Below are 14,882 nucleotides of genomic sequence, written 5' to 3'. Positions count from 1 at the left end.
ACAACGGTTAGGAATTGCGAATCATGGAACTATATTGCATTTATGGTAATTCTGCTAAGGAAATATTTGAGAAAAAGAAAAGTTTAAATCACTTCAATGTAAAAAAAGGAACGTAGATTATCACAGTTATCCGCGGATTGTCAATGAATCTGCGTTATTACTGCGTTAATCCGCGTTCCCAATAATATTCTTCAGAAGAGGAATTAATTGCCTGCGGCAGCAGCGGCACCCCTTGCTGCACGAGTCAGCTTAACGGCACATACCACAGCTTCTTTTGCAGTCAGCAATTCCAAACCTTCGTATTTCAATTCGCCAACTTTAACTGTCTTACCCAATCCCAAATGAGAAACATTGATAATCAATTTTTCGGGAATTGCGTTATAGAGAGCTTTAACTTTCAGCTTACGCATCTGAAGTACCAATTTACCACCGGCCTTAACACCTTCTGCCAAGCCTTCCATCTGTACCGGAACCTCCATAACGATAGGTTTAGTCTCATCAATCTGATAGAAGTCAACATGCAGTATAGTATCCTTTACCGGATGGAATTGAATATCTTTCATAATGGCATTTACTTTCTTGCCATCAATAATTAAATCTACTACGTAGATATGAGGAGTATATACCAAATTACGCAGACCTTCTGCCGGTACTGTGAAGTGAACATTTTCACCGCCACCATAAAGTACGCAAGGTACACCGTTGTTTTTACGAATAGCTTTCAAAGCTCTAGCTTGGTCAGAAGAGCGTTCTGCAATAGTTCTTGCAGTTCCTTTTACTTCAATTGATCTCATTTTTTAATTTTTTTGTGTTACTCTAAATTAAGTAGTTCTTTATTTTGCTTAATTCACCATTACACGATGTGTCTTAGCACACAATGCCGCAAAAAAGCGGTGCAAAAATACAGTTTTTTTTGCGAATTATCAAAAAGTTATGGTCTAAAAATCAATATCTATTTTTATTTCCTCCTCCAAAGAAGAAGTTGTTTCCGAAGCGATGTCCGTTTTAGAACCATACTCTTCAGGACTCTCATCAGTCTCAGGCCTTGTATAACAACCTTGTTGCTCTTGAATGAAATCAATGGATTGTTGAAGTCCGTTCAAGAACTTCTCAAAGTCTTCTTTATATAAAAAGATTTTGTGTTTTTCAAAGCTTACTTGTGAATCATCCCCTTCTCCCATTACTACTTTCTTGCTCTCTGTAATGGCAAGAAACATTTCGTCTTTTCTGTTCTTCTTAACGTCTAAATAATAGATACGTTTACCTGCCTTAATGGATTGAGAGAATACAATCTCCTTTTCGTTCACGTCCGATGCGTTTTTCTTCTTAATGTCTTCCATATTTAAAAGTCTCTATTTGGATGTGTTCCTTTAATCATCGGTCTTATGAATAATGAGTAACAAGACCGTTCGGAATTTTATCTAATGTTTTTATCGGCTTCAAAATTGACGTTTTTTTTTAATCATCAAAAGAAAAATATAGGATTATCAACTTCTGCATTAAAAAATGTGATTTGTTTGTGTAAACTCATTTAAAATTTCTACTTTTGCACTTCAATTAAAAGAATTTACTATATAATTATGATCAACAGAGTTCTTATTCGTCTTAAGATTATACAAATTGTATATGCTTATTATCAGAACGGCAGTAAAAATTTAGACTCAGCGGAGAAAGAGTTGTTTTTTAGTCTTTCAAAGGCATACGACTTATATAATTACCTGCTGATGCTGATGATAGCTCTGACGAACTACGCACAAAAACGTATTGATGCAGCTAAAGCCAAATTAGCCCCTACAACCGAAGAGTTACATCCTAACATGAAATTTGTAGAAAACAAGTTCATCGCACAATTGGAAGTAAACAAACAATTAACGGACTTTATCACTAATCAAAAACGCACTTGGAGCAACGATGAAGATTTCATCAAAGGATTGCACGAAAAAATTCTAGAATCTAATATCTATAAAGAGTACATGGCTTCTTCTGATGATTCTTATGAAAATGATCGGGAGTTGTGGAGAAAGCTTTATAAAGCATTTATCTTTAATAATAACGATTTAGATGTGCTCCTCGAAGATCAAAGCCTTTATTGGAATGATGACAAGGAAATTGTAGATACTTTCGTTTTGAAAACCATCAAGCGTTTTGATGAGAAAAACGGAGCCAATCAGGCGTTGCTTCCCGAATTCAAAGATGATGAAGATCAAGAATTTGCGCGGCGTTTGTTTCGTCGCGCTATCTTGAACTGCGATTACTATCGTCATTTAATTAGTGAAAACACGCGTAATTGGGATTTGGATCGCGTGGCTTTTATGGATGTCGTCATCATGCAATGTGCATTAGCTGAAATTCTAAGTTTTCCCAATATTCCGATAAGTGTTTCATTAAATGAATATGTAGACATAGCAAAAGTATATAGTACGGCCAAGAGCGGTAGTTTTGTTAATGGAACATTAGATGGAATAGTTAATCAATTAAAAAAAGAAGGTAAGTTGACAAAAAACTAATACCTTTGTTTTAGTAATAAAAATCAAAATTGAGTATTTATGAATATTATGACTGTATTCTTTCTGCAAGCTCCTGCTCCAGCTCCGGGTGGCGGAAGTTTAATGTGGATTATGCTGATAGCCATGTTCGTTATCATGTATTTCTTTATGATTCGTCCTCAAAACAAGAAACAAAAGGAGATAGTTAATTTCCGTAGATCGCTTCAAGTGAACCAAAAGGTAATCACCGCCGGCGGTATTCATGGAGTTATCAAAGAAATCAACGATAATGATGTGACGCTTGAAATAGCTTCTAACGTAAAGGTTCGTATAGACAAGAATTCTATTTTTGCCGCAGCTGCCGATGCAAACAGCAATCAGGCTTCTAAATAAATAGGAATGTAAACCTATGTTCGAACGCAGAAATATAGGACATATATATCTGAAGACAACGAGACAAATGAAGAATTTTCTGCTTAGTGATAGAAGCAGAGAGTTCTTCATTTTTTTATTTTTCTTTTTTGTAGCAGGTGGATTTTGGTTATTACAAACCTTGAACAATGATTATGAAACTACTTTCTCTATTCCAGTACGCTTGAAAGGAGTTCCCAATAATGTTGTAATAACCTCTGAACCGGTTTCCGAACTTCACATCAAGGTAAAGGACAAGGGAACAGTGCTTCTCAATTATATGTTAGGAAAGAGTTTTTATCCTATCACTCTTGATTATGCCGATTATAAAGGGGTAGACAATCAAGTAAGAATATCGGTCACGCAGTTTGAAAAGAAAGTGCTGAACCAACTGAGCGCATCTACCCGCCTGCTTTCACTGAAACCGGATACTTTGGAATATATTTATTCGATGGGAGCATCTAAACTGGTGCCGGTAAGATTGCATGGTACGGTAAGTGCCGGACGCGAATACTATCTCTCGGATACCATATTCTATCCCGATTCTGTATTGGTATATGCCCCTGAAGCCGTATTAGATACAATTACCACTGCATATACACAGCACCTAAAACTGGAAGATATATCAGATACCCTAAAAAGTCTGGTATCTTTGAGCGTTCAGAAAGGAGTGAAGTTTGTCCCGGCTTCTGTTGAAATGAAGCTTCCGGTTGATATTTATACGGAAAAAACAGTGGAGGTACCGCTACGTGGCGTCAATTTTCCGGCGGATAAAGTACTACGCACCTTTCCCTCGAAAGTACAAGTTACTTTTCATATTGGCTTGAGTCGTTTCAGACAAATTACAGCCGAAGATTTTCATATTTATATCTCATACGAAGAGCTATTACATTTAGGTTCTGATAAGTATACGGTGAGAATAAAGAATCTGCCAAAAGGTGTTAGCCAGATACGTTGTAATCCGGCACAAGTAGATTTTCTTATAGAGCAAGTTTCTTCCGCATATGGCAATTAAAATAGGTATCACCGGCGGCATTGGTAGTGGAAAGAGCATTGTCTCCCATTTACTACAAGTAATGGGTATTCCGGTATATATATCAGATGCGGAAGCAAAGCGGCTTATATGTTCTGATCCTTTCATTCGCAAGGGGTTACAAGCTTTGCTTGGCAAGGATATCTACAGTGGAAATACACTGAACAAACAGTTGCTTGCATCCTATTTATTTGCCAGTCCGGAGCATGCCCAAATTATCAATGGCATCATCCATCCCCGCGTAAAAGAAAATTTCAGACAGTGGGTACATCATCAGATCAACACCTGGGTAGTAGGCATTGAATCGGCCATTTTAGTCGAAGCGGGCTTTACCGATGAAGTAGACGTGGTAGTAATGATTTATGCTCCCGAAGAATTGCGTATTTCGCGTGCGATCCGACGAGATACTTCTTCGCGCGAATTAATAGAGAAACGCATTCAAAGTCAGATGAATGATGAGAAAAAACGTGAATATGCCGACTTTGTGATTATAAATGATGATAAGACCCCTTTAATTCCGCAGATTTTGAATTTAATGAAGTCGTTGCGCGGAACATAGACTGCATTTCCGGAAAATAGCTATTATCCTTAGTCATAAAAATAAGCAAGCTTATTTTGTATTCTCTTCGGCTTACACTATCTTTGCTCCCCGAAAAACGCTACTAATAATAAAAATTGAACATATTATGTTGAAGACTATTTTGTCTATATCCGGTAAACCCGGATTGTATAAGCTCATTTCTCAAGGGAAAAATATGTTGATCGTAGAATCACTTATTGATAAGAAACGTTTTCCTGCTTACGGCAACGAGAAGATAATTTCTTTAGGTGATATCGCCATGTATACAGATGCAGAAGATATTCCTTTGAAAGAAGTGCTACTTTCCATGAAGAAAAAAGAAAATGGTGCTGCTGTGGCAATGGATTTGAAAAAAGCCTCTGCTGATGAGTTGCGTAGCTATTTGGCCGAAGTATTGCCAGATTTTGATCGCGACCGGGTATATCTTTCGGATATCAAAAAATTGATTTCCTGGTATAATCTGTTGGTAGCAAGCGGAATGACAGATTTTGAAGAAACTGCCGAAGAAGTAGAATAATAATTTCTTCTACAATTCTTTGGATATTTCTATCATAGACTTTTTCCAAATTCTTTTTATGCCTGTTCCGTTCGTAATTAAAGCATGATGGGTGTTTCCCTCCATTCGCCCGCATGCAATTCCATCACAGCTTTATAACCGGCCCGCTTTAAAGATGCCAAGGCTTCGGCCCGACCGTAGTTTATCCGCTCCGGATAATGCGAATCGCTGTTCACCTGCACGCGTATTCCCAAATCATGCAGGAAGGAGAAATAACGTTCGTCGGGATAGAAAGTTCCTGAATCGCAGTAAGCCTTGGTATTGATTTCAACCTGATATCCACGATGGGCAATCTCCGTAAAATATCCCCGGACAAGTTCGTCATACCAAGCCTCATCCGGCAACCCCGGTCGATAGCAGGCGGCATTGCAGTGTATCTTGTCGGCATGCCCTACAATATCGAAACCGCCCGATTCCAACATTCGCATCGAGCGTTTGTAATAGAGCCGCACCACACGCTCCAAGTCGCCACCGAAGCGCTCATCGACAATCTGCTTGAAAGCAGCGGCAGGCACATCCACATCGACCACCTCTCCTTTGTCATCATACAGCAGATGCACGGAGCCGATACGATAGTCCAATGGCAATTCTCTGAAACGGACAATGGACGGATTACTCGCTTCATTCAGATAATCTATCTCCAGACCGACATAAAGCTCTATACGCCCGTCGTACTTGGTCTTCAAACGATGGTATTCGGACAGATAGTCGTCCATACAATCCCACTCCATGGTCCAAAACGTGTGAAAAGGCAGTGGGGCATGCGACGAAAAGCCATAAGAGGTGAATCCCTCGCTTATGGCAAAACGTACAAAATCTTCCATTCCGGCACGTCCGTCACAGAATAGGCTATGGCTATGATAATTCGTCAGGTTCTTTCTGTTCTTCATCGTTTTTTTCGTTTCCTGCTCCTCAATCCGTTTCTATTTCGCTTAATTCAAGCCAACGCAGGGTCTTTTCATCAATCAGGCCGGACAATACGGGCAGCCTTTTCGACTTCTCCGTCAGCTCCTCCACCGACAGAGCGCCACTGCACAAGGCTTCTTCAATGGCTGTTTTTTCTGTTTCCAAATCGGCAATCTCTCGTTCCAGTTGCTCGAACTCACGCCTTTCCTTAAAAGACATGCGCCGCTTCTCATTCAAACGTATTTTCGCTGTTTTCTCTCCCTGCACCTTGACCGCTTCTTTTCCTTTCTCCTTTTCCGAATGAGCCTTTGCCTCCTTCCAGTCGCGATACTGCGTATAGTTGCCGGGGAAGTCGCGGATATCGCCCTGTCCGTTGAACACCAGCAGATGGTCTACCACCTTATCCATAAAGTAGCGGTCGTGGCTCACCACGATGACGCATCCCTTGAAACTCCGCAGATACTCCTCCAACACGTTCAGCGTCATGATGTCGAAGTCGTTGGTAGGCTCGTCCAACACAAGGAAATTAGGATTACGCATCAACACCGTGCACAGATAAAGCCGGCGACGTTCACCTCCACTCAATTTATATACATAGTTGTGTTGCGTTTCGGGAGTAAAGAGGAAATGCTGCAAAAACTGCGAAGCCGTCAGCTTCTTGCCGTTGTCCAGTTCTATCACCTCGGCAATATTTCTCACTACGTCAATCACCTTCATCTGCTCGTCAAACTGTAAGCCTTCTTGCGAGTAGTAACCAAAGCGAACCGTCTCGCCGATATCCAGCGTACCACTGTCAGCCTGCGTCAACCCCATCAGTATTTTGATGAATGTTGACTTTCCCGTACCGTTATTCCCAACGATACCCATTTTCTCGTAACGCGAAAATATATAGGAAAAATCATCCAGAATCTTCAAGTCACCGAAAGTCTTGAACAGATGTTCTGCCTCGAATATTTTACTTCCGATATAAGAGGCTTTGACATCCAGCTTGACGTTATCATTGCCGAAACGCTGCTTGGCCACCTTCTCCAACTCGTAAAAAGCCTCTTCTCGATAACGGGCTTTATGTCCGCGTGCCTGAGGCATCCGGCGCATCCACTCCAATTCGGTACGATATAGGTTATTGGCACGTTCTATCTCCACCGTTTTAGCCTCAATACGTTCTTCACGCTTCTCCAGATAATAACTGTAACTACCTTTATATTGATATATCTGCCGGTTGTCTATCTCCATTATTTCAGAACAGACACGGTCAAGGAAATAACGGTCGTGCGTCACCATCAGCAGTGTGAGGCTAGTGCGGCGGAGATATTCTTCCAGCCACTCCGTCATGTCAAGGTCAAGATGATTGGTAGGCTCATCCAATATCAGCAAATCGGGTTCGGTGATAAGGGCATTGGCAAGCGCCACACGCTTCAACTGTCCGCCTGATAATTGTTTCACCTGCCGGTTGAAATCACGAATCTTAAGTTGAGAGAGAATCTGCTTGGCTTTTTGTTCATATTCCCATGCTTTTTCGTGATCCATGCGCACCAAAATCTCATCCAGTCCGGGATGCCCTTCCGTCTCCATACAGCGCTCATACTCTTTGATCAGTTCAACAGTAGAGTTGCCATGATGAAAACATACTTCGAGCACAGTCAGTTCTTCAGGATATTTCGGATCCTGTTCCAAATAACCCACACGTATATCCCGACGGAAAGAGATGACACCGGAATCATATCCCTCTTTACCATAAAGAATGTTGAGCAACGTAGTCTTGCCGCTACCGTTTTTGGCTATCAGCCCCACACGCTGCCCCTCGGACAAACCAAAAAATATATTCTCGAATAATACCAAATCGCCGAACGACTTGGTCAGGTTCTCCACCTGAAGAATTGAATTTACCGCAGCCAATTTTCAATTGATATTTGATAGTTTCTTAAAACAAAGCATCGTAAGTCTCCGCCAGTTCGACTTTTGCCCCCGCTTTCACTTTACTCCAGACCAATTTCATGGGGTCTATCCATCCGCCGGTGGTGGTATTCAGCAATACGGGCGCTTCCCGGTTTCCATCTATCAGGGTGTGCCATTCCATACCGTCCACTTCATTGGCCAGAATAACACATAGCACAATTCCAAAGGCCAACCACGCATCTTTCTTTTTCGGGCCGATGTCCCCCTTGTCTATTACCTGCTGCATCTTGGCGATGTCTTCCTCCATTCCTTGAAAATCTTTCTTCAGCAGCTCCTTCACGGTGGCATCCACCCATTCGTATGCTTCATTAATTTGATATATCTCCGAAAGGCGCACCGGAATAATTTCTGCCGGGTATTTCGCTCCTTCTTTACGCACTTCCAGCGACGCGATAATCTTCTCGGCCTCTGCCGTAGCATCTCCTTTCTTCACCGTAAAAGAACATTCAAGAACCATATTCCCTTCCCCCGTTATCCAAAGATGGGAGGTGTAATAGTTCCCCTCTTCCTCGAACATTTCCTTACTGTAAGCACACTCCCGGCTTCCTAATCTGACAAGAGTAGCCGACTGATTCTCTTTCAGTTCTTGCCGGACAGCATCTTTGCCGTACGTCGCATCTCCTTTATAAGCCGAAATACGGAAATTCCCCGTCCATTCCGACGGATTATAGAAAAGGAAAGAACCTTCCCCATCTTCAAACTCATTCCAGTCCGCCGGATATTCCATGGAGAACCACGCTCCCGGAGAAATAAATTTCTTGCTTTGTTCCATATATATCATGCTAATCTTCGCATTTACAAATTCCTCACACCAATAAATCAAATCCGTTTTTATTATTTCCCGCAAAAGTAACATTACCTCGGTTGATATGCAAACAAACAAAACAAAAACAGTCGATTCTCACGAACCGACTGTTACAATCATCATCTATGCATGAAGACCTTTAAAGGCTTCAATATCTTTACCTAATCAACCTTTTTTATTCCTGATCAGAATCCCACCAGACATTGATGGTGAAAGCGTCATCCTCCGTATTCCACATGGCAGATGACATGTTTGCACCCGGCACTTGACTACCAATGGCCTGCAAGTTTTTGGAGTTATAGTTGAACTCGTGAGAGCACTGCATCCAACGACGATAGAATTTACCCTCAGGAATTCGCTTCAAGCCATCGGCACTAATCTTATGATATGCCGGCACACCCCATCCAAAGAAAATCTCAGGATTAAAGTCATAGCGACGCATATCATTCCAGATTTCCACGGAGAAGTGCAAGGCAATACGCTTTTGAGTCATTATCTTACCCAAAGTCAAGTCACCGGCCGTACCAATGCCGTTAGCTAAGAAATTATCAATATCCGCCTGTTCCATTGGAGTGAAAGACGGACACGATTTCAGTGACGCATCATCCGCACACCATTTATTCAATTTCTCATTCATACAATCAATGCTTGCCTTGATGCCGTCCCTATATGCCGTAAATGCTCCACTCTTATCATTCTGTTTGAATAGCACTTCAGCTTTGATAAAGCAGGCTTCGGCATAAGTTCCTACATACGTCGGCGAAGATACGCGCGTATAGAAAGAACCCGATTCTTTTGATGCATCCGTATCTTTGAGTCTTCTATACAATAAGTCCACGTTCTCATTATAGCCTTTGCTGCTACTCGTAGCTTCTACATAGATTGTATCACCCTTACGGATATCGGCCTGGGTATTGATCCACCAACCACCTTTACTCAAATCAAAATCAGCTCTTAATGGGCCGCCTGTCAAATTCGGCGCAGCATTTGATACCATATCTACCCCCAAAGAGCGTCTCCATCCATTTTTGAATTTTATATTTGCAGGTGAAGCGGCTGATTGTTGCGACCAAGCCCATGGTATGACTTTATCTGCACGCGGATCTTCTACACCTAATCCGGCAAAGTTCGTCAGGTTATCATAAAGCATCTTTGTCACCATGTAGCCGCCATTCATTCCGCATACAGAGAAAAGAGGAGAGTAATCAACCGGTTCATCCCAACCCAGTACATCATGAGTAGGGCCATTATCATCTGTGTGATTGATAATCGTATTATCGGCATTGCTCTGCTGGGCTTTGGCCAAGCAAGCCAAAATCTCTTCCACATCATATTTGCCTTCCTTATAACTTCCTGTTGCCTTTTTAGAGAGTTTATTGCAATAACGGGCTTTCAACAAATAGGCCAACTTCAGCCATTTGTTAACATTCCCGCTATTCCAAAAGTCCCCTTCGGCCAAAGTGGGAAGCGCAACATCCTGTTGTTTCTGCAAATGTTCAATACCTTCATCCAGTTCGTTCAGACATCCTAAATAAATAGTCTTTCCATTATCGTACGCTGGAGTGGCACTTTGACCCAATGCTTCGGTATAAGGCATTTCTCCATATAAATCAGTCATCAGCATAAAGCCATAGGCTCGAATCACCTTCGCAACTCCCGCATAGTGCCAGGCACCGGCCGACACGGCTTTTTTATACATATCTTCGATGTTTGAACCCGCACCGACAAACCACCACTGATAAGGAGTGGTAGAAGGCCCATACTTGGTAGCCCAAATGGGGTTCCAACAAGACATTTGCCAATAAGTACCTCCATTGAAGTTTCTCGTCCAATCGCCCATAGACATACTGGAACGCCAAGCGGCAAACTGATTGGCACTGTTCGTATAAAATTCGATATGGGCCAAACGTGTTTGATAGTTAGTGCTCTCTGAAGACGGATGTTCGGGGTCGATATTGACATTCAACCAGTCACTACAAGAGCTCAGAGAAAACGTCAGCAAACTCACGCTACATAATAATGTCTTTATAGATTTCATATATTTTCTTCTTTTTATTGTTCTACAATCAGAATGTCAAGTTCAAGCCAAAGGACATGCCCGAAGTGGCAGGAACTCCACAATAGTCAAAACCTACTGAAGATGAGCCACCCACACCGGCACCGGCAGCAGCCACTTCGGGGTCGCCATCATAGTTGGTAAACAGCAACAAGTTTGTAGCCGACGCAGATACGGAAGCACGCTTGACAAACCCTATTTTCTGAAGCCACTTTTTAGGCATCTCATAAGAAAGAGAGACCAAACGAAGTCTCAACAAGTTAACTTTCGTAATATAATTCCTCGTTTCCTTGGTATAAAAGTTCTGGTAGTAATCTTTAATAATATTATACCCGCTTTTTTCTACTCCATTAAATACATAGGACTTATCTGCTTCCCATGTATTGCTAACAGCATTGCCGTCAGCATCTACACCGGTCACCGTTAATGGTTTATTACGAATGTCTGCCGAGAACTGGCTCACACCCGATAAATCCATCGAATATTTTGTACCATTGATAACATCACCACCTACGCGATACTCCCACAGCATATTGAAAGACAAACCTTTCCATGTAAGCGTATTGTTCAAGCCACCGGTAAACTTAGATTCACGATTGCCCACCTCGGTAAGCCCGGAAGTATAGGTCGGCATGCCGTTGGCATCCAATATCACATTACCCGCTTCGTCTCTTTGCCACTTCGTTCCGGCAATCGCCATGAAGTTACCGCCGTTGAATGAAGCAGCCTGTGCACCGGCATATTGAACATCCGTGACATACATCACATCCATGCCTTCGGGCAGTCCATCCAACGTACCGCGGTTACCGGCCATATTGAAGCCTATGTCCCATGTGAAATCTTTGGTCTGAATAGGAGTACCTGAAATAGACAACTCCATACCTTTATTATATACATTACCGGCATTGATAGAACAGAAAATATAACCGGTAGACTGAGGACCGCGGGGAGAGAGAATCTGATTATAAGAATCGTTGGTATAGTATGCATAGTCGATGTGCAAACGGTTTTTGAAGAAGCTCAGTTCAACACCTATTTCCGTAGATTTGGTCATCTCCGGTTTCAAATAAGGATTGCCACGTGTCCAACTGTTACCTACACTGACAAGATTATTCAAAAAAGTGCCTACCGGCCAAAGGGATGTCGCAGTTTCATACACACCTGTATCTTTACCTACCTTTGCCCATGATGCTCGAATCTTACCAAAGTTCAGTATATCATCCGACATCCACCCTAACTTCTGAAGCATTTCCGTGAATACGAACGAACCGCTTACCGAAGGATAAAAATAGGAACGGTGCTCAATAGGCAGTGTAGAAGTCCAGTCGTTACGTCCGGAAACCGTCAAGTAAAGCATGTTCTTCCAAGAGGCACGGAATTCACCGAACAAGCCTACTAATCTTTTTTTAGTAGGTTCATTCATGAAGCTTTTATTTGAATTAGTGGCATTGGCATACGAGAAGAAATCAGGCACAGAAAAATTATAGCCTAACTTGAAAGTGCTATGAGTCTTTACCTCGTCAATAGTAGAACCTAATAACAGATTAAAATCGAAATCACCGAAGGTCTTCGACATATTAGACATGAAATCATGCGACATATAGCGGAATTCCTTACTATTGTCACTCAACATTCCTTTTTGCCATACCTGCTTGAGCACGCCATTGGCTGCCAATCTGTTGGAAGCCGTTTGGGTATATTGGTCCAAACCTACTTTATAAGATAAAAACCACCACTTGGCAATATCCGCTTTGACACTGATTGCCCCGGTAAAACGATGCGTATTATCATAGATGTGATTTTTGTTAACAATCCAATATGGATTATCTTCCTCGTCCCAGGGGTCAAGGCGATCGCCAAACATACGATAACGTGAACCATCCTCATTCAGATAATGTCTCATATCATCAAACGAAGACCAATTGTAGACACGATATAAAGCTCCGTTACCGGACGAACCATACAGGCCTGCTCCCGTCAAAGTCCTGTCTGTATGAGCATCAGAATATGCCGCATTCGCATTGAAGGTAAAGATGCCGACGTTCTGTTCGCCATTAAAGCGGAAAGCATATTTGCGATAGCCTGTTTCAGGAACGACACCTGCCTGGTCATACAATGAACCGGACAGATAGTACTTGCTCTTTTGTGTACCACCCGACACACTGGCACTCTCATCGAAAATATTACCGGCTTGGAAGAAGTTTCCTATATTATCATACGTTTGAGCTTTTGACTTTTCACCCCAGGAACTATAAGAGAAGTCGTTAAATACTGTACCTATGTATTTCTTGTCTTTATCATACTGATCTTCCATATAGCCTCTGGCATACTCTGTCTGGTATTTAGGCAAATTTTTCACCCAAGAACTCGTAAACTTCGAGCTGACACTCACCTCTACAAGCCCCTCTTTTCCTTTCTTGGTCGTAATCAGAATCACGCCGTTGGCAGCACGCGAACCGTAAAGCGCTGCAGCTGCAGGCCCTTTCAGCACAGACATATTTTCAATATCTTCCGGGTTAATATCCATCACGCGGTTAGAGGAAGTAGAAGCAGAACGCATAGAACCATCAAAGGCAGAGTTGCCAATCACGGAAGAGGAGTTGTCATAAATCACTCCGTCAACCACAAACAAGGGTTGGTTATCCTTACCCTCCGAACCGGATGTTCCACCGCGAAGAATAATCTGCGCACCGGCACCGGCAGCACCTGAAGACTGGGTGATGTTGACACCGGCTACTTTACCAGAAAGTGAAGAAATGGGGTTCGCCGTCTTAATCTTCATCAATTCTTCAGACTTCACTTCTTGCATAGCATATCCCAATGCTTTCTTTTCTTTCTTGATACCCATAGCCGTCACCACCACCTCGTCCAACGCCTGCGAGTCATCCTGCAAAGTTACTGCATAAGAAGAAGCGCTCGTGACTTTCACCGTTGCGGCTTTGTAACCGATAAAAGAAATCTCCAATATACTACCCACCGACGCATTCACCGTGAAATTTCCGTCGATATCCGTCACGGTTCCCGTACCGGAACCTTTCACCAACACACTGGCGCCAATGATTGGTTCGCCTGACACATCTACAACTTTACCCGTGATTTTCCTTGCCTGCTGAGTAGTGTAAGAACTTGGCACACTTTCGGCAAACACATCGGCCGCAAAAGGTGTAGCCAACCCAAACAATGCAAGCATCATTAATGATAAGCAATAATCTCTTTTCATAAGCATTATTCATTTTAGATTTGTTTGTAAATATATAAATTATTTCAATAATCAGATAATCAAAAATATTAAAAAACATAAAACAAAAACTAAACACCCTCTTCTATACCCCAATGAATCTTAAAAGTATCATTAACAGACGGCATACTTGAGTTCGGGATAAAACTTTTAATAGCGAATATTTCACTAAACTCCGGAAATTATCTTTTTTTGAAAAATATAACCAAATATTCTTCTTAAAGAGTCGAGAAAAAAAGACGAAACATATTCTGTCCTATATCGAGGGTATCTAAGTCGTATACTTAGGGGGGCTAAGTAGTATACTTAGGGTACCTCAGTCGTATACTTAGATACCCCCTCGCCAGAAGGTGTTCTGAAGGGGGCAATACCAACCTTCGGATTCTTTGCCAAGAGTAGATTTTAAAAGGTAAACCATTATTACATCTACAAATTATTTCCGATTGTTTCATGATATTTGTTTTAAGGACAGAGACAAAGCATTCTACCATTTTATTGCGAATACACCGGATTGTTTATCTCAAACCGGCGTCATCATGTTTTTAAGAGCATTCTCATTGGACAAATAAATTAATTATCCTAAAAATATAGCTAAAATTCCATTTCCTTTATTTGGCTATTTATATGAAGTATGTTCTAGGAAAAAACATAGTTTAAAGGAGTCTATCAGCCATATATGAGAGAATTCATAAAACAAATCACATATTATATATAATTAAAAAACAGAAGATTACCAGTATAAGCGATGAACAGATAAATCATATAACTCTTCAAAATCTATCTAAACGTGCAAATCCGATTTTAATATTTATTTTCTATTTTTCAACATATTTGATTAGCTTTTTTCTAAAATAA

The 14,882-nt window shown here is 41.5% G+C and carries 12 protein-coding genes; 5 read left to right on the top strand and 7 right to left on the bottom strand.

Translation table 11 applies throughout. From position 1 onward, the window contains the following. Positions 1 to 203: 203 nt before the first annotated feature. Both EV202_RS10280 and EV202_RS10275 read right to left on the bottom strand, forming a co-directional pair. A complete protein-coding gene (locus EV202_RS10280) occupies positions 204 to 794 on the bottom strand; it encodes a 50S ribosomal protein L25/general stress protein Ctc (protein WP_106068427.1) in 591 nt (196 codons plus the stop codon). Between the two features lie 144 nt (positions 795 to 938). Next, positions 939 to 1,340, bottom strand: coding sequence for a PUR family DNA/RNA-binding protein (locus EV202_RS10275; protein ID WP_106068426.1), 402 nt, complete (start codon positions 1,338 to 1,340; stop codon positions 939 to 941). A 240-nt stretch (positions 1,341 to 1,580) separates the two neighbouring features. Here EV202_RS10275 and nusB point away from each other — a divergent pair, with 240 nt between their 5' ends. The 5 genes from nusB to EV202_RS10250 all read left to right on the top strand — a co-directional run bounded on the left by nusB (position 1,581) and on the right by EV202_RS10250 (position 5,027). Beyond that, positions 1,581 to 2,507 (top strand): transcription antitermination factor NusB, encoded by a 927-nt coding sequence (nusB, locus tag EV202_RS10270; protein WP_106068425.1) that lies wholly within the window; start codon positions 1,581 to 1,583, stop codon positions 2,505 to 2,507. A gap of 39 nt (positions 2,508 to 2,546) precedes the next feature. Continuing rightward, positions 2,547 to 2,879 (top strand): preprotein translocase subunit YajC, encoded by a 333-nt coding sequence (gene yajC, locus EV202_RS10265; protein WP_106068424.1) that lies wholly within the window; start codon positions 2,547 to 2,549, stop codon positions 2,877 to 2,879. A 16-nt stretch (positions 2,880 to 2,895) separates the two neighbouring features. Then, a complete protein-coding gene (locus EV202_RS10260) occupies positions 2,896 to 3,912 on the top strand; it encodes a CdaR family protein (protein ID WP_106068423.1) in 1,017 nt (338 codons plus the stop codon). Then, complete coding sequence (gene coaE / locus EV202_RS10255; protein WP_106068422.1) at positions 3,902 to 4,489, top strand: dephospho-CoA kinase; 588 nt, start codon at positions 3,902 to 3,904, stop codon at positions 4,487 to 4,489. The genes EV202_RS10260 and coaE overlap by 11 nt, the downstream gene beginning before the upstream one ends. Positions 4,490 to 4,616: 127 nt before the next feature. Further along, on the top strand, positions 4,617 to 5,027 hold the full coding sequence (locus tag EV202_RS10250; RefSeq protein WP_106068421.1) for a DUF5606 family protein: 411 nt from the start codon (positions 4,617 to 4,619) through the stop codon (positions 5,025 to 5,027). A 77-nt stretch (positions 5,028 to 5,104) separates the two neighbouring features. Here EV202_RS10250 and EV202_RS10245 read toward each other — a convergent pair whose 3' ends face one another. The 5 genes from EV202_RS10245 to EV202_RS10225 form a co-directional block, all read right to left on the bottom strand. Then, entirely contained in the window at positions 5,105 to 5,956 is an 852-nt protein-coding gene (locus tag EV202_RS10245) for a histidinol-phosphatase (RefSeq protein WP_106068420.1), read from the bottom strand. A 22-nt stretch (positions 5,957 to 5,978) separates the two neighbouring features. Then, positions 5,979 to 7,868 carry an ABC-F family ATP-binding cassette domain-containing protein gene (locus EV202_RS10240; protein ID WP_131926998.1) on the bottom strand — a complete coding sequence of 630 codons (1,890 nt, stop codon included), beginning with the start codon at positions 7,866 to 7,868 and terminating at the stop codon, positions 5,979 to 5,981. A gap of 25 nt (positions 7,869 to 7,893) precedes the next feature. Next, a complete protein-coding gene (locus EV202_RS10235) occupies positions 7,894 to 8,700 on the bottom strand; it encodes a DUF3805 domain-containing protein (RefSeq protein ID WP_131926997.1) in 807 nt (268 codons plus the stop codon). Between the two features lie 208 nt (positions 8,701 to 8,908). Continuing rightward, positions 8,909 to 10,771 carry a SusD/RagB family nutrient-binding outer membrane lipoprotein gene (locus EV202_RS10230; RefSeq protein WP_131926996.1) on the bottom strand — a complete coding sequence of 621 codons (1,863 nt, stop codon included), beginning with the start codon at positions 10,769 to 10,771 and terminating at the stop codon, positions 8,909 to 8,911. Between the two features lie 28 nt (positions 10,772 to 10,799). Then, on the bottom strand, positions 10,800 to 14,009 hold the full coding sequence (locus EV202_RS10225; protein WP_131926995.1) for a SusC/RagA family TonB-linked outer membrane protein: 3,210 nt from the start codon (positions 14,007 to 14,009) through the stop codon (positions 10,800 to 10,802). Between the last annotated feature and the right edge of the window lie 873 nt (positions 14,010 to 14,882).

This window comes from Prevotella heparinolytica (assembly GCF_004342845.1).
GTDB lineage: Bacteria > Bacteroidota > Bacteroidia > Bacteroidales > Bacteroidaceae > Bacteroides > Bacteroides heparinolyticus.
This window is presented reverse-complemented; position numbering and strand designations above follow the sequence as displayed.

Excerpts from the sequence above, each read along its gene's own strand:
- EV202_RS10275 (WP_106068426.1), bottom strand. The coding sequence starts at position 1,340 with ATGGAAGACATTAAGAAGAAAAACGCATCGGACGTGAACGAAAAGGAG.
- EV202_RS10245 (WP_106068420.1), bottom strand. The coding sequence starts at position 5,956 with ATGAAGAACAGAAAGAACCTGACGAATTATCATAGCCATAGCCTATTC.
- nusB (WP_106068425.1), top strand. The coding sequence starts at position 1,581 with ATGATCAACAGAGTTCTTATTCGTCTTAAGATTATACAAATTGTATAT.
- EV202_RS10250 (WP_106068421.1), top strand. The coding sequence starts at position 4,617 with ATGTTGAAGACTATTTTGTCTATATCCGGTAAACCCGGATTGTATAAG.
- EV202_RS10260 (WP_106068423.1), top strand. The coding sequence starts at position 2,896 with ATGTTCGAACGCAGAAATATAGGACATATATATCTGAAGACAACGAGA.
- yajC (WP_106068424.1), top strand. The coding sequence starts at position 2,547 with ATGAATATTATGACTGTATTCTTTCTGCAAGCTCCTGCTCCAGCTCCG.
- EV202_RS10235 (WP_131926997.1), bottom strand. The coding sequence starts at position 8,700 with ATGGAACAAAGCAAGAAATTTATTTCTCCGGGAGCGTGGTTCTCCATG.
- EV202_RS10230 (WP_131926996.1), bottom strand. The coding sequence starts at position 10,771 with ATGAAATCTATAAAGACATTATTATGTAGCGTGAGTTTGCTGACGTTT.
- coaE (WP_106068422.1), top strand. The coding sequence starts at position 3,902 with ATGGCAATTAAAATAGGTATCACCGGCGGCATTGGTAGTGGAAAGAGC.
- EV202_RS10225 (WP_131926995.1), bottom strand. The coding sequence starts at position 14,009 with ATGAAAAGAGATTATTGCTTATCATTAATGATGCTTGCATTGTTTGGG.
- EV202_RS10280 (WP_106068427.1), bottom strand. The coding sequence starts at position 794 with ATGAGATCAATTGAAGTAAAAGGAACTGCAAGAACTATTGCAGAACGC.